22 protein-coding genes, 1 tRNA gene and 5 pseudogenes are annotated in these 21965 nt (G+C 67.0%); 11 read left to right on the forward strand and 17 right to left on the reverse strand.

Going from position 1 to position 21965, the window contains the following annotated elements:
* Window positions 1-101: pseudogene (locus tag MBELCI_RS21810) on the reverse strand (IS110 family transposase); the annotation flags it as partial.
* Between the two features lie 101 nt (window positions 102-202).
* Window positions 203-568 (reverse strand): annotated as a pseudogene (locus MBELCI_RS13410) (IS5/IS1182 family transposase); the annotation flags it as partial.
* Between the two features lie 143 nt (window positions 569-711).
* Here MBELCI_RS13410 and MBELCI_RS13415 point away from each other — a divergent pair.
* A complete protein-coding gene (locus MBELCI_RS13415; protein WP_021694783.1) occupies window positions 712-1014 on the forward strand; it encodes a hypothetical protein in 303 nt (100 codons plus the stop codon).
* 236 nt (window positions 1015-1250) lie between these two features.
* Complete coding sequence (locus MBELCI_RS13420) at window positions 1251-3008, forward strand: purine-cytosine permease family protein (protein WP_021694784.1); 1758 nt, start codon at window positions 1251-1253, stop codon at window positions 3006-3008.
* A gap of 315 nt (window positions 3009-3323) precedes the next feature.
* On the opposite strand, the gene MBELCI_RS13425 is transcribed toward MBELCI_RS13420, so the two are convergent.
* On the reverse strand, window positions 3324-3620 hold the full coding sequence (locus tag MBELCI_RS13425) for a hypothetical protein (RefSeq protein WP_021694785.1): 297 nt from the start codon (window positions 3618-3620) through the stop codon (window positions 3324-3326).
* Window positions 3621-3966: 346 nt separating this feature from the next.
* Between MBELCI_RS13425 and MBELCI_RS13430 the strand changes: the two genes are divergently transcribed.
* Window positions 3967-4043, forward strand: a tRNA-Arg gene (locus MBELCI_RS13430).
* Window positions 4044-4222: 179 nt separating this feature from the next.
* Here the strand turns inward: MBELCI_RS13430 and MBELCI_RS13435 are convergent.
* On the reverse strand, window positions 4223-4438 hold the full coding sequence (locus MBELCI_RS13435; RefSeq protein WP_021694786.1) for a hypothetical protein: 216 nt from the start codon (window positions 4436-4438) through the stop codon (window positions 4223-4225).
* A gap of 215 nt (window positions 4439-4653) precedes the next feature.
* On the opposite strand from MBELCI_RS13435, the gene MBELCI_RS13440 reads away from it, so the two are divergent.
* On the forward strand, window positions 4654-5388 hold the full coding sequence (locus MBELCI_RS13440) for a hypothetical protein (RefSeq protein ID WP_021694787.1): 735 nt from the start codon (window positions 4654-4656) through the stop codon (window positions 5386-5388).
* A 4-nt stretch (window positions 5389-5392) separates the two neighbouring features.
* Here the strand turns inward: MBELCI_RS13440 and MBELCI_RS22650 are convergent, their stop codons facing one another.
* The 6 genes and pseudogenes from MBELCI_RS22650 to MBELCI_RS13460 all read right to left on the reverse strand — a co-directional run bounded on the left by MBELCI_RS22650 (window position 5393) and on the right by MBELCI_RS13460 (window position 8703).
* On the reverse strand, window positions 5393-5566 hold the full coding sequence (locus tag MBELCI_RS22650) for a hypothetical protein (protein ID WP_369385460.1): 174 nt from the start codon (window positions 5564-5566) through the stop codon (window positions 5393-5395).
* The gene (locus MBELCI_RS22655) at window positions 5530-5868 is read right to left on the reverse strand and encodes a hypothetical protein (RefSeq protein WP_369385461.1); all 339 of its coding nucleotides are present in this window, start codon (window positions 5866-5868) and stop codon (window positions 5530-5532) included. The genes MBELCI_RS22650 and MBELCI_RS22655 overlap by 37 nt, the downstream gene beginning before the upstream one ends.
* Window positions 5847-6200, reverse strand: a pseudogene (locus MBELCI_RS22660) (alpha/beta fold hydrolase); the annotation flags it as partial. The pseudogene MBELCI_RS22660 and the gene MBELCI_RS22655, both read right to left, overlap by 22 nt.
* Window positions 6197-7187 (reverse strand): annotated as a pseudogene (locus tag MBELCI_RS13450) (threonine ammonia-lyase). The pseudogenes MBELCI_RS22660 and MBELCI_RS13450, both read right to left, overlap by 4 nt.
* Entirely contained in the window at window positions 7184-8026 is an 843-nt protein-coding gene (locus MBELCI_RS13455) for an alpha/beta fold hydrolase (protein WP_021694790.1), read from the reverse strand. Before MBELCI_RS13455 ends, MBELCI_RS13450 begins: the two are co-directional and overlap by 4 nt.
* A complete protein-coding gene (locus MBELCI_RS13460; RefSeq protein ID WP_021694791.1) occupies window positions 8026-8703 on the reverse strand; it encodes a haloacid dehalogenase type II in 678 nt (225 codons plus the stop codon). Before MBELCI_RS13460 ends, MBELCI_RS13455 begins: the two co-directional genes overlap by 1 nt.
* A gap of 177 nt (window positions 8704-8880) precedes the next feature.
* On the opposite strand from MBELCI_RS13460, the gene MBELCI_RS13465 reads away from it, so the two are divergent.
* Complete coding sequence (locus tag MBELCI_RS13465) at window positions 8881-9315, forward strand: FKBP-type peptidyl-prolyl cis-trans isomerase (protein ID WP_021694792.1); 435 nt, start codon at window positions 8881-8883, stop codon at window positions 9313-9315.
* 118 nt (window positions 9316-9433) lie between these two features.
* On the opposite strand, the gene MBELCI_RS13470 is transcribed toward MBELCI_RS13465, so the two are convergent.
* From MBELCI_RS13470 to fabA, 4 genes and pseudogenes are all read right to left on the reverse strand, one after another.
* Window positions 9434-9862, reverse strand: coding sequence for a VOC family protein (locus tag MBELCI_RS13470; protein WP_021694793.1), 429 nt, complete (start codon window positions 9860-9862; stop codon window positions 9434-9436).
* 55 nt (window positions 9863-9917) lie between these two features.
* A pseudogene (locus tag MBELCI_RS13475) lies at window positions 9918-10702 on the reverse strand (enoyl-ACP reductase FabI).
* A 22-nt stretch (window positions 10703-10724) separates the two neighbouring features.
* Entirely contained in the window at window positions 10725-11954 is a 1230-nt protein-coding gene (gene fabB / locus MBELCI_RS13480) for a beta-ketoacyl-ACP synthase I (protein ID WP_021694795.1), read from the reverse strand.
* A 22-nt stretch (window positions 11955-11976) separates the two neighbouring features.
* On the reverse strand, window positions 11977-12486 hold the full coding sequence (gene fabA, locus MBELCI_RS13485) for a bifunctional 3-hydroxydecanoyl-ACP dehydratase/trans-2-decenoyl-ACP isomerase (protein ID WP_021694796.1): 510 nt from the start codon (window positions 12484-12486) through the stop codon (window positions 11977-11979).
* A gap of 139 nt (window positions 12487-12625) precedes the next feature.
* On the opposite strand from fabA, the gene irrA reads away from it, so the two are divergent.
* The 4 genes from irrA (at window position 12626) to MBELCI_RS13505 (ending at window position 15312) form a co-directional block, all read left to right on the forward strand.
* Window positions 12626-13051, forward strand: a complete 426-nt coding sequence (irrA, locus tag MBELCI_RS13490) for an iron response transcriptional regulator IrrA (protein ID WP_021694797.1) — start codon at window positions 12626-12628, stop codon at window positions 13049-13051.
* Window positions 13052-13191: 140 nt separating this feature from the next.
* On the forward strand, window positions 13192-14007 hold the full coding sequence (gene proC / locus MBELCI_RS13495) for a pyrroline-5-carboxylate reductase (RefSeq protein WP_021694798.1): 816 nt from the start codon (window positions 13192-13194) through the stop codon (window positions 14005-14007).
* A complete protein-coding gene (locus MBELCI_RS13500) occupies window positions 14000-14353 on the forward strand; it encodes a tRNA-binding protein (protein WP_021694799.1) in 354 nt (117 codons plus the stop codon). Before proC ends, MBELCI_RS13500 begins: the two co-directional genes overlap by 8 nt.
* A complete protein-coding gene (locus MBELCI_RS13505; RefSeq protein WP_021694800.1) occupies window positions 14350-15312 on the forward strand; it encodes a 2-hydroxyacid dehydrogenase in 963 nt (320 codons plus the stop codon). The genes MBELCI_RS13500 and MBELCI_RS13505 overlap by 4 nt, the downstream gene beginning before the upstream one ends.
* Before the next feature lie 3 nt (window positions 15313-15315).
* Here the strand turns inward: MBELCI_RS13505 and MBELCI_RS13510 are convergent, their stop codons facing one another.
* The 3 genes from MBELCI_RS13510 to carB form a co-directional block, all read right to left on the reverse strand.
* Window positions 15316-15900: a thymidine kinase gene (locus tag MBELCI_RS13510; RefSeq protein ID WP_021694801.1), complete on the reverse strand. Its 585-nt coding sequence runs from the start codon at window positions 15898-15900 to the stop codon at window positions 15316-15318.
* Between the two features lie 79 nt (window positions 15901-15979).
* Window positions 15980-16564 (reverse strand): HPF/RaiA family ribosome-associated protein, encoded by a 585-nt coding sequence (locus MBELCI_RS13515; protein WP_021694802.1) that lies wholly within the window; start codon window positions 16562-16564, stop codon window positions 15980-15982.
* Window positions 16565-16627: 63 nt separating this feature from the next.
* Window positions 16628-19957, reverse strand: a complete 3330-nt coding sequence (gene carB, locus MBELCI_RS13520; RefSeq protein ID WP_021694803.1) for a carbamoyl-phosphate synthase large subunit — start codon at window positions 19955-19957, stop codon at window positions 16628-16630.
* Window positions 19958-20137: 180 nt separating this feature from the next.
* Between carB and MBELCI_RS13525 the strand changes: the two genes are divergently transcribed.
* Both MBELCI_RS13525 and MBELCI_RS13530 read left to right on the forward strand, forming a co-directional pair.
* Window positions 20138-21250, forward strand: a complete 1113-nt coding sequence (locus MBELCI_RS13525) for an aminodeoxychorismate synthase component I (protein WP_021694805.1) — start codon at window positions 20138-20140, stop codon at window positions 21248-21250.
* A 38-nt stretch (window positions 21251-21288) separates the two neighbouring features.
* Window positions 21289-21894, forward strand: a complete 606-nt coding sequence (locus tag MBELCI_RS13530; protein WP_045320175.1) for an aminotransferase class IV family protein — start codon at window positions 21289-21291, stop codon at window positions 21892-21894.
* The last annotated feature ends 71 nt before the right edge of the window (window positions 21895-21965 follow it).

Here is a 21965-nt window from a genome sequence, read left to right on the forward strand (position 1 = left end):
CGCAACTGGCGCCTGAGAACGACCGCGCCCCCGACATCAACGCCGTGAAGCTGGAAGACTGATTTGGCAAGATCGACGCCGATCGTGATAGGCTGTTCCATGGATGGCTCCCTTCATGGGTTCAGTATGACAGCACCCAATGTGGCACATTGCGATGCCGGGAGCGGGAGCCATCCACTCCATCAATGGCGGAAAATGCCTCATTGTCGATCAATAGGTTCAGCGGCTGTCCCGAGGGGCGATACGGGACCTGCACCGCGATCCGCGCCTGCCGGCGGCACAGCGTCGAATAGTCCGGAACCGGCCAGTCGAGCCCCGCCATCTGGATCAGGCTTTCAACCAGCCCGACCGTCTGCCGGAGCGGAAGACCGAAGAGCACTTTCAGGGTCAGGCATGTCTGAATGGCAGCGTCCGAGAAGGTCTCGGGCCGGCCGCGCTTGCCGGTCTTGCCGGCGAGCCAGACCATCTCGGGATCGAACCAGACCGACAGTGAGCCGCGCTTGCGCAGCGCCGCATTGTAGTCGGACCAGTTCGTCGTGCGGTAGCGGGTCGGGGAAGGCTTCGGTATGCCTTCGAGCTAACCGTCAGGGCACGCTCGGTGAATCCCCCTCACCGAGATGTGCAACAGCGTCCTTCTTCGCGACCTTTCCACAGCTTGAAGACATCCGCTTCACTCATGCCTGGAGCGGGCCGATCGCGCTGACCACCCGCATGGCCTTGCATTTCCAGAGCTATTACGGCGGCAAGGGGCTCTATCCGGGCGGCTATTCGGGCTTTGGCGTCTCGGCCTCGCGGTTCGGCGCGCGGATCGGGCTGGCGCGGCTCGACGATGCGGACGATCCCGATCCGGCTCTCGAATTTGCGCGGACCATGCCCGCTCCGATTCCGCCCGAGCCGCTGCGCACGATCGGCGCCCGGGTGACGATGCACGCGCTCGACACCATCGACGCCAAAGGGGGCTGGCGACGCAGCTGGATCGATTTCATCGGGCGCCTCGGATTTCCGTTGAACTGAGGGCTCATGTTCGAACCGTTCTGATGAAGAGACCCGCCCCTTGGTGGGAGGGCGCGCATCGACCTGCGCCCGAGGCTCGCCCATGAAATGCGGCATTGTCGAAGCGCACAAGATATGGGCGTTCGCCTTGGCGAAAGCCGAGGGATTCACGCGCAGCGCCACAACCGCTGGTATGTGGGTCGCCCAGTCGCTAGAAGGCCCGAAAATCGCGGGCCGACCAGAAAAGAACGGGTGACATGGCAAATACCTCAGCCAAGCTGCGGCAAACCATAGCGGGAATGGACGACGAACAGCTTCCGGTGCCTCGGCATCGTCTGCACGGGCCGGGGCATTTCCTCGGTCTCTATGCGGCCGAACACGTGGCGGCGACGGAATTCGTGATCGGCGCGGCCTTCGTGGCGCTCGGTGCCACGATCAACGACATCCTGATCGGCCTGCTGATCGGCAACTTGCTCGCGGTGCTGAGCTTCTGGCTGATAACCGCGCCGATCGCCGTGAAGACCCGGCTCAGCCTCTACACCTATCTCGAACAGAACATGGGTGAGCTGTTCTCGCGGCTCTACAACGGGGCCAACGTACTGATCTTCGTGGTCATTTCGGCGGCGATGATCACCGTGTCGGCCACCGCACTGAGGGTGCTCTTCGGGGTGCCCCCACAGGACATGCCCTATCCGACGAGCGCGTCCTTCGTGCTGATCGCCGCCTCGGCCAGCGTGATCGCCGTGCTGGTGGCCTACTACGGCTTCAACGTGCTCAGCGAATTCGCCTCGATCTGCGCGCCGTGGCTGATGGTGATGTTCACGGCGGGCGGCATGGTGCTGATCCCGGCCCTGAACGAAGCGTTGACCGGCCAGACCGTGCTGGCGAGCTTTGGGGACTTCGTGGATCTGGCGGGGGCGACGGTGTTCACCGGCACCAACGCCGAGGGCGAGCCGGGGATCGGCATCTGGGAGGTGATCGGTTTCGCTTGGGCCGCGAACACATTCGCCCATTTCGGCCTGATCGACATGGCGCTGCTGCGCTATGCCCGCAAGAAGCGCTATGGCCTGTGCACGGCGACCGGCATGATGTTCGGCCACTATGTCGCGTGGATTTCCGCCGCGCTGATGGGCGCGGCCACCGCCGCCTTCATGCAGACCTCGATCGCGGTCGTGTCGCCGGGCGACGTCGCTTACCTCGCGCTCGGAGCCAGTGGCTTCGTCATCGTCATCGTCGCCGGCTGGACCACCGCGAACTCCAACCTCTATCGCGCGGGCCTCGCCGCGCAGGCGGTTTTTCCCAACACCTCGCGCACCAAGGTGACGCTGATCGTGGGCGCCGTGGTGGTCGTGGGCAGCTGCTTCCCGATCATCTATCGCAGCTTCCTGCCGCTTCTGACCTATGCGGGCCTGCTGCTGGTGCCCGTGGGCGGCATCGTCTTCGCCGAGCAGCATCTGTTCCCGCGCATGGGGATGAAGACCTATTGGCACAAGCTGCGCGGGGCGCATCAGAACGTTCCGGCGATCGTCACCTGGGGCGTGGCGCTTGTCTTCGGCTTCGGGTTGAACCTGATCGACCTGTTCCCCTTCTATTACCTCTTCGTGCCGACATGGATCCTGTCGGTGCTGCTCTACGCTTGGCTGGCAAAGCGCGCCGGGGCGGATGGCGACTGGCCGGAGGCCGAAGACCGGCTCGCGGCGTTCGACGAGGCGGTGAAGGAGCATCACCGGGAGCTGGCGCTGCGCGAAGCCACCGAATCCTTCAAGGACACCAGCCTCCTGACCAAGTTCATCCGGGCGGTCTGGATCGTGATCGGCCTCGTCGTTCCGGCGGTGCTGGCTTGGCGTGTGCTGTTCAACAGCCCCGATCTCGCGGCGTACTACCTGAACCGGGAGCTTTTCTACAGCCTGACCATCTGGTGCACGGTGATCTACTTCACCTTCGCATGGTGGGATCTGCAGCGTTCCAAGGGGCCGCGGCGGGCGGCCACTTCGGCGGAAATTCCGGCTGAGTGAAACGGACATGATGTAAGATGCGACCGGCGGGAGATCCTTACTTCCGCCGGTCGGGCTGGGACTCCAGTCCGCCCCGGTCGGGGAAGCGGTGGTCGCAAACCTTGAGCTTTCGCGGCCCCCGGATTGTGGGGGCGCAAGGCAGCGGCATCTATGATGAATGTGTGAAAGTCCCGTCGGCGGTCAGGGCGCGGAGCGACTGTCTTGAAGGAGCGCCACGAACCCGCCCGCCGGGCAGGCGCATGGCGCCAAGGCGTGTCGTCCACGCCGGTCAGGAACCGCGGGCATCGTGGCGCCGCGCGGCTTGCAAAACAAGGCTCAGAGCGAGAGGGCGGCGCGGTTGTCGGCCGGGGGTGCGGCGCGCAGTGGCGCGGCGGGCCGGTGCGGCAGGTCGCCGATCACCATGGCATCAGCTCCGAAATCGTCCTGCGCCTCAGCGGCGATCCTGCGAGCCTCTTCGATCGTCTCGGCGGGCTTGCGCCACAAGAACTCGTTCTTGCCCTTGGCGACTCGGCGCGCGACCACGTCGTATTCGGTTGCGGCCTTGAACTTGGTCCTGAGCCGGAGCCCGGTTTCGGTGCAGTGGAGGGGAACGATTTCGATCGAATGGGTCATCGGATATTCATGTGTTGTTTCGGATGCGCCATCCTTAACCCAAGCGATGCCAAGTTGTAACCGTCGCGCCGATCAAGCCCGCAAAGGTGTGACACGAGCTTGAAAAGCGATGTGTGCAAAGATCGGCAAGAGCGGCCCGTACCACGCATGAAACAGGGCCCTGCTGGGGCTATTCGAGGATAGAAGCACCGGGGTCGTGCCGATTTTGGGGACAGCCTCCGCTCGCACTGAAAGACGGGCGAAATGGCACCTTGAGTCGCAAGGGGAATTTGCGCATCTTCGCGCCGATCCGCAGCGAGTCGGGTCTTGCCTGTATCGTGACCCATCCGGGTCTCTGGCGGGCCGCGGTCCCATAGCTCAACTGGATAGAGCAGCTGACTTCTAATCAGCAGGTTCGGGGTTCGAGTCCTCGTGGGATCGCCATATCACTTCCATTCGGACCGTCCGCTGTCCCGATGCGGGGGAGATGTGTTCTCCGACGAAGCGCGTGCCTCGTCGGAAGGCCATGGCCGAACATAGGTGATCGGCGGGGCCGGCTCCGAATGTAGATACGATTTTCGACAGATGCTCAGCGCGCGGTCGCGCCTGCGTCGCGGCTCGTGTCAGCGCGGCTCCTGCTTCAGCCGGGCGGCGCGCAGCGCTGCGATCTTGGCATTGCGGTTTTCGGTCTCGGCATCGAGGATGGCGCGGGCGGCGCGGGTGGTCACGTCGCCCTTGGTCTCGGCGACGGGGGCGGGGGCGGGGCGACCGGGGGCGCTGCCTGCGGCCTTGGTCATGCGGGCTTCGAGGTCGGCAAAGGTCGATTCAAGGGCGTTCATGGTCTGTCCTTTGGTCAGGCATCCGGGACGCTGGCGAGACGGCCGCGTCGTATGACACATATGCCGCCATTCCGACTCGGCAAGGTCTCGCGCATTCGCCGCGATGTCGCAGCCGGACGCGTCGTAGCCTCGAATAGGGCTGTGGAGTCGCGCGGGCGCGGTGTAGAAGCGAGCCCGGACGCGGCATCAAGACCAACCCCACGAGGACAGAGTAGATGATCAAGCAAGCATTCAAAACAGCGGCGCTGATGGGGGTTGGCCTGACCCTTGCGGGTGGCGCTCAGGCGCAGGGTTTCGCGGGGGGCACCCTCGCGATCGAGACGTCGGCCTTCTTCGAGGAAGGCGATGTCGGCTACACGACCTATTCGGGCGGGTTGCAATTCGACCTCGGGCTCGGCTTTGGCACCGAGATCAACCTCGCCTCCTACGGCTTTTCGGGCTTTGGCGCGGATGGCAGCAACGTGACGCTGCACGCGCTTTACGACTTTGGCCCTCTTTTGGCCTTTGGCGACGCCAATCTCGGCGCCTTCATCGGCCGCGACGGTTATGAGGATGGCGATGCCGAGATCTTCGGCGTCGAGGCCTCGGGCGAGATCTACGGCCTTCGTGCGGAGGGCTATCTCGCGCGGCATGACGGCGATCTGGGCCGGATCAACCTCGCCGGGATCTCGGCGCAATACGACATCACCCCGCAGATTTTCGCGATGGGCGATCTCGGCCTTGCCGATGGCGAGGGCGACGCCGAGCTTCTGCGCGCGGCGCTGGGTGGCGGCTACCAGATCGACGGTGGCCCGCGGCTGTGGGGCGAGCTGGGGCGCATCGACGCCGAGGAGGGTGCCTTCACAGGGGACGAGACCTACCTCGCCATCGGTGCCGAGATCAATTTTGGCCCCAACTCCGGCACCAGCTTCGGCTCGCGTAGCCTGTTCGACATAGTGCCGGGGCCCTGAGACCTCAGGGCGCGGCTTGGGCCGCGCCCGCATGGCCTGTGGCGCGTAGGAATCGCGTCACATGGTCGGCCCAGTCACCGGGACGCTCCACGGGTGGCAGATGTCCGGCGCGGCGGATGATCTCGAACCGCGCGCCGGGGATCAGATCGACCGTTTCTCGCGCGAGATCGGCAGGCACCGAACGGTCCTCGGACCCCGCGAGCCCCAGCACCGGCAGGCGCAGCCAGAGGTCGGCGTCCAGAAATCGGTGCCCGACACGGCGGCGCATCCGCCGATGTAACCCTCGACCGACATCGCCCCCAGCACCCGCCGTGCCCTTGCGGCCACGGCCCCGTGGCGTGCGTCGCGCCCGAGCCAACGGTCGAGCACCGTCTCGGACTGCGCGGCGAGACCGCTGCGGCGGATCGCGGCGATCCGCTCCTCCCAGATCTTCGGCGTGCCGATCTTGGCCGCGGTGTTCGACAGCACGAGGCCCCGCACGAGATCGAGCCGCTTGATCGCCAGCCTTGCGCCACCATGCCGCCGAGCGATAGCCCCGCAAAGACCGTGTCCGTCAGCCCATGCGCCTCGATCACCGCCTCGGCGTCCGAGACCATTTGACCCATGGTATAGGGCGCGTCGGGCACGTCTGAACCGCCGTGGCCGCGCAGATCATAGCGCAGCACCCGGATGTCGCCGGGCAGCAGCGGCAGCACCTCGTCCCACAGCGTCATGTCCATGCCGAGGCCATGCGCCAGCACCAAAGCGGGCGCGTGATCCGGCCCCTCGATCCGGGTGGAGAGACGGCAGCCGTCGCGCGCCTCGACGATCATGCCGCGGTCCCCGGCGCCTCGAGCGTCTGCAACGCGCGCGCGTAGAGCGCGCCATCGACATTGCCGCCGGTGGCGACGACGATCACCGCGTCGCCGACGATGTCCCGCGGCCGGAACAGTGCCGCGGCGAGCGCCACCGCACCGCCCGGCTCGATCACCACCGCAGGTGCCGGAACGCCAGCGCCATGGCGCGCAGCACCTCTTCCTCGGTCACCGCAAGGCCGGGGCCGCAAAGGCGGTTCAGAATCGGGAAGGTGAGATTGCCCGGCTGCGGCGTGACGATGGCATCGCAGATCGAGCCGCCGAGGCGGTCGTTGCGACGGATCTCTCCAGCCGCAATGCTGCGCGCCACGTCGTCGAAACTTTCGGGCTCGGCAGTGCGCACCCGCAATCCCGGCGCATCGGCCTCGAGCGCCAGCGCCACGCCCGAGGTCAGCCCGCCGCCGCCGCAGCAGACCAGCACATCGGCCTCGGTCACGCCCGCTCGCGCTGCCTGTTCGGCAAGCTCCAGCCCCAGCGTGCCCTGACCCGCGATGACCAATGCGTCGTCGAAGGGCTTAATCAACGTCAGCCCGCGCGCTCGGCCAACTCCGCACCTAGGGCGTCGCGGTCGTCGCGTTCCCGGTCGAAGAGCACCACCTCGGCCCCGAGTGCCCTCGTGTTGTCGATCTTGGCGCGAGGCGCGTCCTTCGGCATCAGGATCACCGCCGGGACGCCGTGTTCGCGCGCGGCATGGGCCACGCCCTGCGCATGGTTGCCCGAGGAGAAGGCGATGACGCCGCGCGCGCGGATCTGCGGCACGATGGCCGAGACCGCCGACCAGCCGCCCCTCGCCTTGAACGAGCCGGTGATCTGCAGGCATTCGGCCTTGAGCAGGACGCGCCGTCCGGCGATCTCGTCGAGCGCGGGCGCCGACAGGAGCGGCGTGCGCCGCAGGTTGTTGCCGATGCGGTCGCGCGCGGCGCGGATCATGTCGATATCGCTCAAGCCCTGTCTCCCTCGAAGGGCCGGCAGCGCGCCAGCCAGTCGTTCAATGCCGCGAGCGCCTCCGGCTCGTCAAGAAAGGGGACATGGCCGCGCCCCGGCACCTCGGCAAAGATCATCCCCGGGTTGCGACGGCGCATCTTTTCGGCCGTCTTTGCGGTCAGAAGCTCCGAATTGGCACCCCGGATCAGCGCCACGGGCAGCGGCGAGAGCGCTTCGAACAGCGGCCAGAGATCGGGCGCGGGCTGCACCGCGCCGCCCAGCACCGCATCGCGCAGCGCCGGGTCGTAGCGCAGCGTCAGCCCTTGGGGCGTCTGATCGTAGTGCGCCCGGACCTCGGCGAGCCAGCGCGCCTGCGGCACCTCCTCAAAGCCGGTCCATGTCCGGGCGCGAAACTGCGCGGCCTCTTCCCATGTCGCCTGCGCGGGCGGCAGGCCGAGATACCCCTTGATCGTCTCAAGGCCCGCGGGCGCGATCTCGGGGCCGATGTCGTTGAGCGCCACCCCGATCAGCCGCTCCTTCACGGTCGCGGCAAGCGCCATGGCAATGAGCCCGCCGCGCGAGGTGCCAAGGATCGCCGCGCGCGCCAGCCCCAGATGCGCCATCAGCGCCAGCACGTCGCGCGCCTCCTGCCGCACCGTGTAGCTGGCCGGATCGGCCCAGTCGGAGAGGCCGCGCCCGCGGTAATCGGGCCGGATCAGCCGGAGCCCCGGCAGATGCGGCGCCACGTGGTCGAAATCGGCCCCGTCGCGCGACAGGCCGGGCAGGCACAGGAGCGGCAGGCCCTCGCCCTCGTCGAGATAGTGCAGCCAAACGCCGTCCTCGGCCCGGAACTCCGGCATCAGGCGAATTCCGCGATATGGGTCAGGTTGGGCAGCACATGGGTCGGGCGCGACCAGAGCCTGTCGCGTGGCTCGTCATGGCGGTTCACCCAAGCGGTGATGAAGCCGTAGCCCGTCGCCCCGGCGATGTCCCAGAAGTTGGAACTGACGAAGAGCACCTCGTTTTTCTCGCAACCGAAACGCTGGCCCACGAGATCGTAGACCCGCGCGTCTGGCTTGTAGACCCCGGCCGCCTCGGCCGAGAGCACCGCGTCGAGGCTGCCGCCGATGCCGGCGCTCTCGACCGCACGGTCGAGCATCTCGGGCGCGCCGTTCGACAGGATCGCGACGTTGCGACCCTTGGCCTTGAGATCGGCCAGCACCTCGCGCGCCTCGGGATAGGCGGGCAGGGTGTCATAGAGCGCCAGCAGCCGGGCGCGGAGGTCCGGGTCCGACAGCCCCGCCTTTTCCAGCGTCCATGTCAGCGCGTCGGCGGTGACATGGCCGAAATCGATGTGATGCCCGGCGATGCTGCGCAGCCATGTGTATTCGAGCTGCTTGGTGCGCCAGTCGCGCGAGACCTGCTCCCAGCTTTCGGCCAGAGCCTCGCCGCCCGGCTCGGCGCTGGCGATGCGGGCGGCGCCGGCCACGTCGAAGATCGTGCCATAGGCGTCGAAGACGATTGTGCTGATGGTCATGTAATCCCCCCTGTGGTGACGAGGCTGGCATGCCTCGCCTCCGGGTAAAAGGCTTCTCGGGGCGATCGGGTTGCGAACCGGGCTCAGTCTTCCTACCTTGGGGGGGACCGACGAGGAGCACCCGCAGTTGCGGCCTCCAGCCATTCACCCCAAGATCCCCAGTTCAAGGAGAGGCTTATGACGCAAGTCAAGCAGGGCGACACCGTACGCATTCACTACACCGGCACTCTGAATGACGGCCAGACCTTCGATTCGAGCGAAGGCCGCGAACCGCTCGAGTTCCAGGTCGGTTCGGGCCAGATCATCCCCGGTCTCGACAGCGCCATGCCCGGCATGGAAATCGGCGAGAAGAAGACCGTCGAGGTCGCTTGCGACAACGCCTATGGCCAGCCCGACCCGAACGCGCGTCAGGCCGTGCCGCGCGATTCGATCCCGGACGACATTCCGGTCGATCCGGGCACCCGCCTGCAGATGCAGACCCCGCAGGGCCAGGTCGTGCCGGTGACGGTGATGGAAGCGACCGAGGAGCAGGTCGTGCTCGACGCGAACCACCCGCTGGCCGGTCAGGATCTGACCTTCAACGTCGAGTTGGTCGGCGTCGATCCGGCCTGATCCCGGATGATCGAATACGAAAGGCCCCGGCGACACACGTTGCCGGGGCCTTTTCATGTCGACGCCCGGTACGGCCGGTCGCGCCATGCCGGCGGGACGGTTGGCGAGGGGTCGGGTTTCAGCCCTTCTGCGCCGCCATTGCCGCCCGCATCTTCTCGGTGTCCATCCAGCCCGGCTCGAAGGTGTTGCCGTCAGGATCGCGGAAACAGCGGCCATACATGACGTCGCCATATTCCTGCTTGCGACCGGTGTCGCTGCCGCCATGCGCCACCGCCGCCTCGACGATGGCGTCGACCGCTTCGTGGCTGGCGCGCGGGATCGCGACGAGTACCCCGGTGCTCTCGCGCGGATCGGCGACGGGGCCGGGGGCGAAACCGGCGTAGGTCTCGCGGTCGAGCAGCATCAGGCAGGCGCCCTCGGTCAAGCGGATGCAGGTCGTGTGCTCGCCGGTGAACTGCTCCACCGTCGAAAAGCCCAGCCCCTCGTAGAAGGCACGGGCGCGGGCGGCGTCCGCCACCGGCAGGTTGACGTAGACGATATGTGACATGGAAGGGCTCGCGACAGGGTGACCTGTCACGAGCCTATACCCGTCGCGCAAGCTTTCAGAGATTCTCGCTCTGCGGCATGCCGAGCACGTGGTAGCCGCCATCGACATGGATGATCTCGCCGGTGGTGCAGGCCGCGGCGTCCGAGCAGAGATAGAGCGCGGTGCCGCCCACCGCCTCGAGCGTCGCGTTGGACCGCATCGGCGCGTTGGCGTCGGTGTGCTTGAAGGTCTTGCGCGCGCCGCCGATGGCGGCCCCCGCCAGCGTCTTCATGGGCCCCGGCGAGACCGCGTTGACGCGGATGCCCTCGGGGCCGAGATCGTTGGCGAGGTAGCGCACGGAGGATTCCAGCGCCGCCTTGGCCACGCCCATCACGTTGTAGAACGGCGTCACCTTGTTCGAGCCTGATAGGTCAGGGTGATGATCGAGCCACCGGCGCTCATCAGCGGATGCGCCCGGCGCGCGATGTCGATCAGTGAGTAGCAGGAGATGGTGAGCGAGTTGCGGAAGTTTTCGCGGCTGGTGTTGATGAACCGGCCCGCCAGCTCGTCCTTGTTGGAATAGGCGATGGCGTGGATCACGAAGTCGAGCCGACCCCAGCGCTCCTCGATCTTCTTGAACGCCGCGTCGAGCGAGGCGTCGTCGGTGACGTCCACATCGAGCAGGAAGTCCGAGTTCACCTGCGCCACGAGCGGCGCGACGCGCCGCCCGAAGGTCTCTCCTTGGTAGGAGAAAGCCAGCTCGGCACCTGCGCCATGCAGCGCCTTGGCGATGCCCCAGGCGATCGAGCGGTCGTTCGCCACGCCCATCACAAGGCCGCGCTTGCCCACCATCGAGATCATCGGCTCACTCCGTTCAAAATCGTCAGTCGTTGAAGCGGGACAGCAGCATCGAGCCGTTGGTGCCGCCGAAACCGAAGCTGTTGGTCATCACCGTGTCGAGTCCGGCATTCTCGCGCAGCTCGGTCGCGATCTCGCCCTCGTTGATCCCCTCGGCGAGGTTCTCGACGTTGATCGACGGCGCGATGTAGTCGCCCTTGAGCATCAGCAGGCAGTAGATCGCCTCCTGTGCGCCGGTCGCGCCCTGGCTGTGGCCGGTCATCGACTTGGTCGAGGAAATGGGCGGGGTGTTGCCCTCGCCGAAGACGCGGCGGACCGCCTCGACCTCGCCCACGTCGCCCACCGGCGTCGAGGTGCCATGCGCGTTGATGTAGCCGACGCGGCGGCCTTCGGGCAGGGTGGAGAGCGCGATGCGCATCGCCCGCTCGCCGCCTTCGCCCGAGGGCGCCACCATGTCGTGCCCGTCCGAGGTTGCGGCAAAGCCGGTGACTTCGGCGTAGATCTTGGCGCCCCGGGCCTTCGCGTGCTCCAGATCCTCGAGCACCACCATGCCGCCACCACCGGCGATGACAAAGCCGTCACGGTCACGGTCGAAGGCCCGGCTGGCCTTCTGGGGCGTGTCGTTGAACTTGGAGGACATCGCGCCCATCGCGTCGAACAGGCACGACAGGGTCCAGTCGAGTTCCTCGCCGCCACCGGCGAACATCACATCCTGCTTGCCCATCATGATCTGCTCGGCAGCCGCGCCGATGCAGTGCAGCGAAGTCGAGCAGGCCGAGGTGATCGAGTAGTTGATGCCCTTGATCGCGTAGGCGGTCGAGAGGTTTGCCGAGACCGTGGACGACATGCCGCGCGGCACCATGAGCGGGCCGATGCGCTTTGGCGAGCCGGTCTTGAGCACGGTCTGGTGCGCGGCGAAGAGGTTCGAAGTCGAAGGACCGCCCGAGCCCGCGATCAGGCCGGTGCGCTCGTTCGAGATCTCGCTCTCCTCGAGCCCGGCATCCTTGATGGCCTGGCGCATCGAGAGATAGGCATAGCCCGCCCCCGGCCCCATGAAGCGCAGGGTCCGCTTGTCGATCTCTTCCTTGAGATCGATCTTCAGCGTGCCGGCGACACGGCTGCGAAAGCCGTATTCGGACATTTCCTCCGAGGCCTCGATGCCCGAGCGGCCCGCGCGCAGCGCGGCGTCCACTTCCTCGGCCGAATTGCCGATGGGCGAGACGACCCCGAGACCGGTGACGACGACGCGACGCATGGCGTCTCCTTCCTTGACGGGTTCAGCTCTCGGAGAGAGCGACCTTCATGTCCTTGACGAGATAGATGGTTTCACCGTCGGCCTCGACCCGGCCGTCGGCGACGCCCATGGTCAGGCGGCGGGTCTGCACCGCCTTGGTGAAATCCACGTAATAGGTGAGCTTCTTGCGATCGGGGCGCACCATGCCGGTGAGCTTCACCTCGCCGACGCCGAGCGCGTAGCCGCGTCCTTTCCAGCCGCGCCAGCCGAGGTTGAACCCGGTGAGCTGCCACAACCCGTCGAGCCCGAGGCAGCCGGGCATGATCGGGTTGCCGGGAAAGTGGCACTCGAAGAACCACAGATCCGGCGTGATATCGAACTCGGCCACGACATGGCCCTTGCCATGCTCGCCCCGGTCGCCCGAGATGTCGGTGATGCGATCCATCATCAGCATCGGCGGCGCCGGAAGCTGGGCGTTGCCTTCGCCGAACAGTTCACCGCGCGCGCATTTGAGCAGCGCGTCCTTGTCGAACTGGGTCGGATATTCTGACATGTGGCCCCGTCGGTTTTAGCATGTTTGTCTGCCCCAAGGCTCTAGCACCGTGCCGCGCGATAGGGCAAGAGCGGCGCGGTCCGGCACGATGTCGTGCAACATTGAAATCGCGTCCGATAAAGGGCATATCTGTCGGGTCATGACGCACAACCCCCATCCTCGCGCCCGCCGCGGCGCCGATTGGCTGGCCACCGCCGGGCTGCGCCCGACGCGCCAGCGGCTGGCGCTCGCCACGCTTCTGGTAGGCGATGGGCAGGACCGCCACGTCACCGCCGAGAGCCTGTTCGAGGCGGCGTCGCAATCGGGGCACAAGGTCTCGCTCGCCACGGTTTACAACACATTGTCGGCCTTCTGCGCGGCGGGCCTGATGCGCGAGATCACGGTGGACGGCTCCAAGAGCTATTTCGACACTGACATGACGGATCACCCGCATTTCTTCTGGGAGGAGGAGGCGCGGCTTTCGGATGCGCCCGCCGACCAGCTCGAAATCTCGCGCCTGCCTTCAGCCCCCGAAGGGGCGGAGATCGCCAAGGTCGACGTGGTGATCCGCCTGCGCCGCCGCTGATCGGCCTCGATCCTCAAACACCGATGCCCCGACCTCGATGATGCTTGGGCCACCCTGCGAAGCCCAGGCATCGGGTCATCTGCTTGCAGCTTGCGCTCCGCGCGCCTAGCCTCCCGCGCAAACTCAAAGGAGGTTGCGCCATGCAGATGGATGAAGTTGCGCGCCGGGGCCTCGTGCTCCTTGGCTGCGGCAAGATGGGTTCGGCGATGCTGGCGGGCTGGCTCGATGGCGGACTGCCCAAGCAGTCGGTCACCGTGCTCGACCCCAAACCGTCGGAGTGGCTGCAAAAGCAGGGCGTGCGCCTGAACGAGGACCTGCCCGAGGACCCGGCGATCGTGCTGGTCGCGGTCAAGCCGCAGATGATGGGCGACGCGCTGCCCACGATGCAGGCCAAGGGCAACGGCACGACGCTCTTCGTGTCGGTCGCCGCCGGCACGCCGATCGCCAAGTTCGAGCAGGCGCTGGGGGAAAAGACCCCCATCGTGCGCGCCATGCCAAACACGCCGTCGGCCATCGGCCGCGGCATCACCGCGATCATCGGCAACGAGCATGCGACGGCCGAACAGATTGATCTCGCCGAGGAACTTCTCAAGGCGGTGGGGCAGGTGGTCCGGCTCGACAGCGAGGACCAGATGGACGGCGTGACGGCGGTGTCCGGCTCGGGCCCGGCCTATGTGTTCCACCTGATCGAGACGATGGCCAAGGCGGGCGAGGAGCAGGGGCTCAGCCCGGAGCTGGCGCTGCAGCTGGCCTCGGCCACGGTGGCGGGCGCGGGCGCCTTGGCGGATGGCTCGGACGAGCATCCGGGCAAGCTGCGCGAGAATGTGACCTCGCCCAATGGCACCACGCAGGCCGCTCTCGACGTGCTGATGAACGAGACCGACGGCTTTCCGGTGCTTCTGAGCCGGGCGCTCAAGGCCGCCGCCGACCGCTCTCGCGAGCTTGCGAATGGGTGAGGCGCGATCCCCTGAGATCGTCTTTGACGATTTCGCCAAGGTCGACATCCGCGCGGGCCTCGTGACCCGCGCGGAGCCTTACCCCGAGGCGAGAAAGCCCGCGATTAAGCTCTGGATCGATTTCGGCGGCGAGATCGGCGAAAAGCGATCCTCGGCGCAGATCACCACGCATTACGACCCCGCAACCCTCGAAGGCCGGCAGGTGCTGGCGGTGGTGAACTTTCCGCCACGCCAGATCGGCAAGTTCGTCTCCGAAGTGCTTGTCCTCGGCCTGCCCGACGCGGATGGCGCGATCGTGCTGATCGGCCCCGACCAGCCCGTGCCGCTCGGAGGGCGGCTGTCATGAGCAAGAAGACCCTTCTCGTCACGCGGCCCTTGCCGCAATCCGTGCTCGACGCCTGCGCCGACGCCTTCGACGCCACCTTCCGCGACGCGGATCGCGGCCTGACCGAGGCCGAGGCGGCGCAGGCCTTGGGCGATTACGACGCGATCCTGTGCACGCTGGGCGACCGCTTCACGGCCCGGGCCTTCGAACAGGCGGGCGAGATCCGCTGCGACATGCTCGCCAATTTCGGGGTGGGCTACAACCACATCGACGCGAAGGCCGCGCGCACCGCCGGTGTCGCGGTATCGAACACGCCCGACGCGGTGACCGACGCCACTGCCGATATCGGCATGACGTTGCTTCTGGCCGCCGCGCGCCGCGCGGGCGAGGGTGAGCGGCTGGTGCGCGCAGGAAAGTGGTCCGGCTGGGCTCCGACGCAGATGCTGGGCGCCCATGTCACCGGCAAGACCGTGGGCATCGTCGGCATGGGCCGGATCGGGCAGGCGGTGGCGACGCGCTGCGCGCTGGGCTTCAACATGCAGGTGCTGTTCCACAACCGGTCGTCCAAATCCGTGCCCCTTCCGGCGCTTCAGGTCGGCGATCTCGAGGAGCTGATGTCCTCGTCGGATTTCATCATTGTCACAGTGCCCGCGACGCCCGAGACGCGGCACATGATCTCGGCCGAAATGATCGCCGCGATGAAGCCCGGCGCAATCCTCGTCAACATCGCGCGCGGCGACGTGGTCGACGAGCAGGCGCTGATCGAGGCGCTGCGAGAGCGCCGGATCGGCGGCGCCGGGCTCGATGTCTACGAGAACGAGCCCGAGGTGCCCCAAAGCCTGCGCGAGCTGGAGAACGTCGTGCTGTTGCCGCACTTGGGCACCGCGGCACTCGAGGTGCGGGAGGCGATGGGGCGGATGGCGCTCGACAACGCGATCGCTTGGGTCGGTGGCGAGACGCCGCCACAGCTCGTCAACTGATCCTCACGCGGGGCGGTCGCCGATCGCCTCGCGGAAATGCCGTCGGCAGAGCGAGACATAGCGGTCGTTGCCGCCGATCTCGACCTGATCGCCGCCCGTGGCGACCCGACCTTGGGCATCCTTGCGCACCACCATCGTCGCCTTGCGCCCGCAATGGCAGATCGTGCGCACCTCGCGCATTTCGTCAGCCAGCGCCAGAAGCGTGGCCGAGCCGGGAAACAGCTCCCCGAGGAAATCGACGCGCAGCCCGTAGCACATCACCGGCACGTTCAGATCGTCCACCGCGCGGGCAAGCTGCCAGACCTGCCGGGGCGACAGGAACTGCGCCTCGTCGATGAAGACGCAGGCGCAGGGCGTCTCCAGCCGTCGCTCGATCTTGTCGAAGAGGTCGTCATCCGTGTCGAAGGTGTCGGCCGGACTGCCGATGCCGATCCGGCTCTTGATGAAGCCTTCGCCGGCGCGGTTGTCGAACTTGGCAGTGAGCAGGTAGGTCCGCATCCCGCGCTCGTCGTAATTATGCGCCGCCTGCAGCAGCACCGTCGACTTGCCGGCGTTCATCGTCGAGTAGTTGAAATAGAGCTTGGCCATGGGCCGGTCAGATACAGAGAGCGGCGCGTCGTGACAACGCGCCGCTCCCGGCTGGATGGTTATTTCCGGGGCCCGTGCGTCAGACGCGCGACGGCACCTCGCCCTCGATCCGCATCCGGCCGATCGGGCGCACGCTCGTTGCCTGCGGCCCCATGCCGTTGGGCCCGTCATCGACGATGGAGAGCTCGACCGGCGTGTCCTCCTCGAGCTTCTCGAAGCCGTTCTCGGCCACGCTCGCCTTGTGGAACCAGATGTCGCGGCCGTCGAGCGTCTCGATGAAGCCGTATTCCGTGAAAAGCTGGCGCACCCGGCCCTGCGGCGGACCCTCGTGGCTCTTCACTTCGCCCTGCACCTTCTGGGCGGCGTGTTCGAGCTGCCGTTCCATCGCATAGAAGGCGTCGCGGACCGCGAGGTAAGGGTCATGCTTGTCGCCTTTTCCGGGATCGTGGCTCACCACGAGTTCCTTGCCCGGCACGCGGCACTCGATGCGCACGTGGTATCCCTTGGCCCCCGCCTGACTGCGGTTGGGCACCTCGACCACGACGTGGCAGCTGGTGATATGGCTGTGAAAACGCTCGAGCTTGTCGGCCCGTTCGCGGATCTTGGCCTCAAGCCCGTCGGAGCTGTCCATGTTGTGGAAGGCGATCTCGAGGGGGGTGTCCATGCGTCTCTCCCTTCTGGTTGGTGAGGGAGAAACGCATGGTGCCTTAGGCCGTTCCGGCTGACGTCACGCCTGCAGCGAACGCACGCCGACCTCGCCCTCGACGCGGGCCTTCATCGCCTGCGCCGCGGCCTGTGCCGCCGCAGCGGTGGTGAAGTAGGGGATTTTGGCATGCAGCGCCGCCGAGCGGATGTCGCGGCTGTCCTCGATCGCCTGCGCGCCCTCGGTGGTGTTCATCACCAGCGCCACGTGCCCGTCCTTGAGCCGGTCGACGATGGTGAGCCCGCCCTCGTAGAGCTTGTTGACCAGTTCCGCCTCGACGCCGTTCTCCTTGAGCCAGCCCAGCGTGCCGCGCGTGGCGAGGATGGTGAGGCCCAGAGAGGTGACGATGCGCGCGGCCTCGGCCATGTCGGCGGTCTTGTCGCCGTCGCGGATCGACAGGAACACGCGGCCCTCGCGCGGCAGATCCGAGCCCGCGCCCATCTGCGCCTTGAGGAAGGCCAGAGCAAAGCTGCGGTCCCAGCCCATCACCTCGCCGGTGGAGCGCATCTCCGGCCCGAGGATGGTGTCGACGCCGGGGAAGCGGGCGAAGGGCAGCACCGCCTCCTTGACCGAGAACCACGGCATGTTGGGGTCCGCCAGCGTCATCGGGTCGGCATAGGGCAGGTCGCTGTCGTAATCGACGTTCTCGTAGGCCGGGCGGAACGGGAAGGCCGACAGCTTTTCGCCCGCCATGAGGCGCGCGGCGATGCTCGCGATGGCGCTGTCGGTTGCCTTGGCGACGAAGGGCACGGTGCGCGAGGCACGCGGGTTGACCTCGATCAGGTAGACCTCGTCATCCTTGACCGCGAACTGCACGTTCATCAGCCCGACCACGCCGAGCGCCAATGCCAGCGCCTCGGTCTGGCGCCGGATCTCGGCCTGGATCTCGGAGCTGAGCGAGTGCGGCGGCAGGCAGCACGCACTGTCGCCCGAATGCACGCCGGCCTCCTCGATGTGCTGCATGATCCCCGCGACATGGACCTTCTCGCCGTCGCAGAGCGCGTCCACGTCCACCTCGGTCGCGCCCGAGAGGTAGCTGTCGAGCAGCACCGGGCTGTCGCCCGAGACGATGACGGCGTTGCGGATATAGCGCTTGAGATGGTCCATGTCGCGGACGATCTCCATGGCCCGGCCGCCCAGCACGTAGGAGGGGCGGATCACCAGCGGGAAGCCGATATCGTCGGCGATGTCGATCGCCTGCTGGTCGGTCGAGGCGATGCCGTTCACCGGCTGTTTGAGGCCGAGACGGTTCACGAGATCCTGGAACCGCTCGCGGTCCTCGGCGAGGTCGATCGCGTCGGGCGTGGTGCCGAGGATCGGGATGCCTTCGGCCTCGAGCGCGCGCGCCAGCTTGAGCGGGGTCTGGCCGCCGAACTGCACGATCACACCGTGCAGCGTGCCGTTCTCCTGCTCGACGCGCAGGATCTCCATCACGTGCTCGAAGGTGAGCGGCTCGAAATAGAGCCGGTCCGAAGTGTCGTAATCGGTCGAGACCGTCTCGGGGTTGCAGTTGACCATTATGGTCTCATAGCCCGCATCGGTCAGCGCAAAGCAGGCATGACAGCAGCAATAGTCGAACTCGATGCCTTGGCCGATCCGGTTCGGACCGCCGCCCAGGATCACGACCTTCTTGCGGTCCGAGGGCCGCGCCTCGTCTTCGACCTCGCCCATCACGGGATGCTCGTAGGTCGAATACATGTAGGGCGTCTGCGCCTCGAACTCGGCGGCGCAGGTGTCGATCCGCTTGAACACCGCCGTGACGCCGAGGCTGCGACGCGCGCGGCGGATGTCGTCCTCGTCGCGGCCCGTCAGCGTGGCAAGGCGCGCGTCGGTGAAACCCATCATCTTGAGGTGGCGCAGCCCCTCCTCGGTGGTGGGCAGGCCGGTCTTGCGCACGTCGTTCTCGGTGTCGACGATCTCGCGGATCCGGTCGAGGAACCACGGGTCGAACTTGGTCACCGCCTGAATCTCGTCATTCGACAGACCCTCGCGCATCGCCTGCGCGATGACGCGGATCCGGTCGGGGGTGGTCTTCGACAGCGCCTTGGTGATCGCCGCGCGGTCCGGCGCGCCGGCGATCTCGATCTCGTCGAAACCGGTGAGACCGGTCTCCATCGAGGCCAGCGCCTTCTGGAAGGATTCGTGGAAGGTCCGGCCGATGGCCATCGCCTCGCCCACCGATTTCATCGCGGTGGTGAGATGCGGCTCGGAGCCGGGGAACTTCTCGAAGGCGAAGCGCGGGATCTTGGTGACGACGTAATCGATGGTCGGCTCGAAGCTCGCGGGCGTCACTTTGGTGATGTCGTTGTCGAGTTCGTCGAGCGTGTAGCCCACGGCGAGCTTGGCCGCGATCTTGGCGATCGGAAAACCGGTGGCCTTGGAGGCCAGTGCCGAGGAGCGCGACACGCGCGGGTTCATCTCGATCACCACCATGCGGCCGTCATCGGGGTTCACCGCCCATTGCACGTTCGACCCGCCGGTCTCGACGCCGATCTCGCGCAGCACGGCGATCGATCCGTTGCGCATGTGCTGGTATTCGCGGTCGGTGAGCGTCAACGCCGGGGCCACGGTGATCGAATCGCCGGTATGCACGCCCATCGGATCGACGTTCTCGATGGCGCAGACGATGATGGCATTGTCGGCGCGGTCGCGCACGACTTCCATCTCGTATTCCTTCCAGCCGAGCAGGCTCTCATCCACGAGGATCTGGCCCACGGGCGAGGCGTCCATGCCGGTGCGGCAGTAATGCTCGTATTCGGCGCGGTTGTAGGCGATGCCGCCGCCCGTTCCGCCCAGCGTGAAGGCGGGGCGGATGATCGCTGGCAGGCCGATCTCCTCGAGCGCCTCGATGGCGAGGCTGACGCCCGCGTTCAGGTCGCGCTTGCCATTGGCCATCTTGGGCGCGGTGACGATCGTGGCCTTGGGGTTCTCGAGTCCGATCCGGTCCATCGCCTCGCGGAACAACTTGCGGTCCTCGGCCATCTCGATGGCCTCGCGCTTGGCACCGATCATCTCGACGCCGAACTTCTCGAGCACGCCCATGTCGGCGAGCGCCAGCGAGGTGTTGAGACCGGTCTGCCCGCCCATGGTCGGCAAAAGCGCGTCGGGGCGCTCCTTTTCGATGATCTTGGCGACGACCTCGGGTGTGATCGGCTCGATATAGGTGGCATCGGCGAGACCGGGGTCGGTCATGATCGTTGCGGGGTTGGAGTTCACGAGGATGACCCGGTAGCCTTCCTCGCGCAGCGCCTTGCAGGCTTGCGCGCCCGAGTAATCGAACTCGCAGGCCTGGCCGATGACGATCGGCCCCGCGCCGATGATCATGATCGAGCGGATATCGGTTCTTTTCGGCATGGGACCCTCGTGTTTCTCGCGCCGCCTCAGGGGAGGGGGGCCGCGCAAATCGTCGCGGTTATAGACATGGGCGATCTCAGCGCAAGGCCCCGCGGTCCCGCTAGGAAGGCAATCGCACCGCCCTCTGTTGCCTGACCGCCCGGCGATGTATCGGGGAGGCGCAAAAGAATGTGGGCGAACATGCGGATCGGCTTCGACAAGGGCCCCGAAGGACGGGGCGCCATATTTTCGCGGCCCCGGCGCCTGATCGAGGCGTGGCGGCCCGAAGGCGTGCCCCTCGCGCTCGCCGCGATCGAGGCGGCGCGGGCCGAAGGCGCCTGGATCGCGGGCTATGCGAGCTATGAGTTGGGCTATGCGCTGGAGCGGCGGCTGCGCGCCCTGATGCCGCCCGATCGCCGCCTGCCGCTGTTGCGCTTCGGCGTGTTCGAGGAGGGCCCCGGCGACTGGACGCCAGAGGCGGGGCCCGCGCAGTTGGGTGCGTTCGAGCCGCGATGGACGCCGCAGGATCACCGCGCGGCGCTGGAGCAGGTACGCGGCTATATCGGCGCGGGCGACATCTATCAGGCGAACCTGACATTCCCGCTCGACGCCGAATGCTCGGGCGGCGCAGAGGCACTCTTTGCCGCGCTGTCGCGGGGCCAGCCCGTGGCGCATGGTGCGATGGTCGAGCAGGACGGTCTGCCCGCACTGATCTCGCGTTCGCCGGAATTGTTCTTTGCCACCGACGGGGCAGGGGGCATCGAGACGCGGCCCATGAAGGGCACGCGGCCCCGCGGCGCGACCGAGGCCGAGGACGAGGCGCACCGCGCGTTCCTTGTCTCGGATGAGAAGAACCGCGCCGAAAACCTGATGATCGTCGATCTTCTGCGCAACGATCTGAGCCGGGTGGCCGTGCCCGGCTCGGTCGCGGTGCCGAAATTGTTCGAAGTCGAGACCTATGCCTCGGTGCACCAGATGGTGAGCCATGTGACCGCGAGGCTCGCCCCCGGCGCGGGGCTCGCGGCGATCCTTGCAGCGCTCTTTCCCTGCGGCTCGATCACCGGCGCGCCGAAGCTGCGCGCGATGGAGATCATCCGCGAGTTGGAGCCATGGCCGCGCGGGGCCTATTGCGGCGCGATCGGCTGGGCGGCACCCGACGGGCGGTCCTCGTTCAACGTGGCAATCCGCACGCTGACGGTCGAAGGCGGGCGCGCCACGCTCAATGTCGGCGGCGGCATCGTCTGGGACAGCGAGGCGGCCTCGGAATGGGACGAGGCGTTGTGGAAAACCCGCTTCGCGCGCAGTCTGGCGTGATCCGGCAACTTCGCTTGGAAAATACTCGGATCGCGCATATGCCCCACGCCACCCCGCCGAAGATCATCGAAACGCTGGGCGCCCATCCGGGCGAGGGGCCGCGCCGCTTGGCCGCGCATCTCGACAGGATGGAGCGCACCGCGCTGGCGCTGGGCTATCCCTTCGATCGCGCCCGGGCCGAAGCCCTGCTCGATCTCGCCCCCGAGACCCCGCAGCGCTGCCGGCTCACGCTCGATTCCGACGGCGCGCTCGACCTGACCACCGGTCCCCTGGCCCCGAACCCGACGCTCTGGCGCGTGGCGATCCATCCCGAGCCGCTGGATGCCGGTGATCCGTGGCTGGGATATAAGACGACACGCCGGGCGCTCTATGACCGGGCGCGGGCCGCACTGCCCGAAGGCATCGACGAATGGCTGTTCCTGAACCGGGCGGGGGAGGTCTGCGAGGGCACGATCACCAATCTCTTCACCGAGACGCTGACGCCCGCCTTGTCCTCGGGGCTGCTGCCCGGCGTGCTTCGGGCCGAGCTTCTGGGACAGGGCTGGCGCGAGGCGGTGCTGCGGCCCGCCGACCTCGATGGCGCACGCCTGTTCATGGGCAATTCGCTCCGGGGGCTGATCGAGGCGCGTCTCGTGGCGGTCTGACCTCTCGGCTTGCTTGACATCAAGGCCCCAACCCGGTGTATCGGCGCGACACCCGCCGAAAGGGACCCAAG

The sequence above is a fragment of the Limimaricola cinnabarinus LL-001 genome (assembly GCF_000466965.1).
Lineage (GTDB): Bacteria > Pseudomonadota > Alphaproteobacteria > Rhodobacterales > Rhodobacteraceae > Limimaricola > Limimaricola cinnabarinus.

Excerpts from the sequence above, each read along its gene's own strand:
- MBELCI_RS13515 (WP_021694802.1), bottom strand. The coding sequence starts at position 16,564 with ATGGACACCCCCCTCGAGATCGCCTTCCACAACATGGACAGCTCCGAC.
- MBELCI_RS13435 (WP_021694786.1), bottom strand. The coding sequence starts at position 4,438 with ATGAACGCCCTTGAATCGACCTTTGCCGACCTCGAAGCCCGCATGACC.
- MBELCI_RS13420 (WP_021694784.1), top strand. The coding sequence starts at position 1,251 with ATGGCAAATACCTCAGCCAAGCTGCGGCAAACCATAGCGGGAATGGAC.
- MBELCI_RS13525 (WP_021694805.1), top strand. The coding sequence starts at position 20,138 with ATGCGGATCGGCTTCGACAAGGGCCCCGAAGGACGGGGCGCCATATTT.
- carB (WP_021694803.1), bottom strand. The coding sequence starts at position 19,957 with ATGCCGAAAAGAACCGATATCCGCTCGATCATGATCATCGGCGCGGGG.
- MBELCI_RS13500 (WP_021694799.1), top strand. The coding sequence starts at position 14,000 with ATGGGTGAGGCGCGATCCCCTGAGATCGTCTTTGACGATTTCGCCAAG.
- MBELCI_RS13415 (WP_021694783.1), top strand. The coding sequence starts at position 712 with ATGGCCTTGCATTTCCAGAGCTATTACGGCGGCAAGGGGCTCTATCCG.
- MBELCI_RS13465 (WP_021694792.1), top strand. The coding sequence starts at position 8,881 with ATGACGCAAGTCAAGCAGGGCGACACCGTACGCATTCACTACACCGGC.
- MBELCI_RS13505 (WP_021694800.1), top strand. The coding sequence starts at position 14,350 with ATGAGCAAGAAGACCCTTCTCGTCACGCGGCCCTTGCCGCAATCCGTG.
- MBELCI_RS13440 (WP_021694787.1), top strand. The coding sequence starts at position 4,654 with ATGATCAAGCAAGCATTCAAAACAGCGGCGCTGATGGGGGTTGGCCTG.
- MBELCI_RS13460 (WP_021694791.1), bottom strand. The coding sequence starts at position 8,703 with ATGACCATCAGCACAATCGTCTTCGACGCCTATGGCACGATCTTCGAC.
- irrA (WP_021694797.1), top strand. The coding sequence starts at position 12,626 with ATGACGCACAACCCCCATCCTCGCGCCCGCCGCGGCGCCGATTGGCTG.
- MBELCI_RS13530 (WP_045320175.1), top strand. The coding sequence starts at position 21,289 with ATGCCCCACGCCACCCCGCCGAAGATCATCGAAACGCTGGGCGCCCAT.
- fabA (WP_021694796.1), bottom strand. The coding sequence starts at position 12,486 with ATGTCAGAATATCCGACCCAGTTCGACAAGGACGCGCTGCTCAAATGC.
- proC (WP_021694798.1), top strand. The coding sequence starts at position 13,192 with ATGCAGATGGATGAAGTTGCGCGCCGGGGCCTCGTGCTCCTTGGCTGC.
- MBELCI_RS13470 (WP_021694793.1), bottom strand. The coding sequence starts at position 9,862 with ATGTCACATATCGTCTACGTCAACCTGCCGGTGGCGGACGCCGCCCGC.
- MBELCI_RS13425 (WP_021694785.1), bottom strand. The coding sequence starts at position 3,620 with ATGACCCATTCGATCGAAATCGTTCCCCTCCACTGCACCGAAACCGGG.
- MBELCI_RS13455 (WP_021694790.1), bottom strand. The coding sequence starts at position 8,026 with ATGCCGGAGTTCCGGGCCGAGGACGGCGTTTGGCTGCACTATCTCGAC.
- MBELCI_RS13510 (WP_021694801.1), bottom strand. The coding sequence starts at position 15,900 with ATGGCCAAGCTCTATTTCAACTACTCGACGATGAACGCCGGCAAGTCG.
- fabB (WP_021694795.1), bottom strand. The coding sequence starts at position 11,954 with ATGCGTCGCGTCGTCGTCACCGGTCTCGGGGTCGTCTCGCCCATCGGC.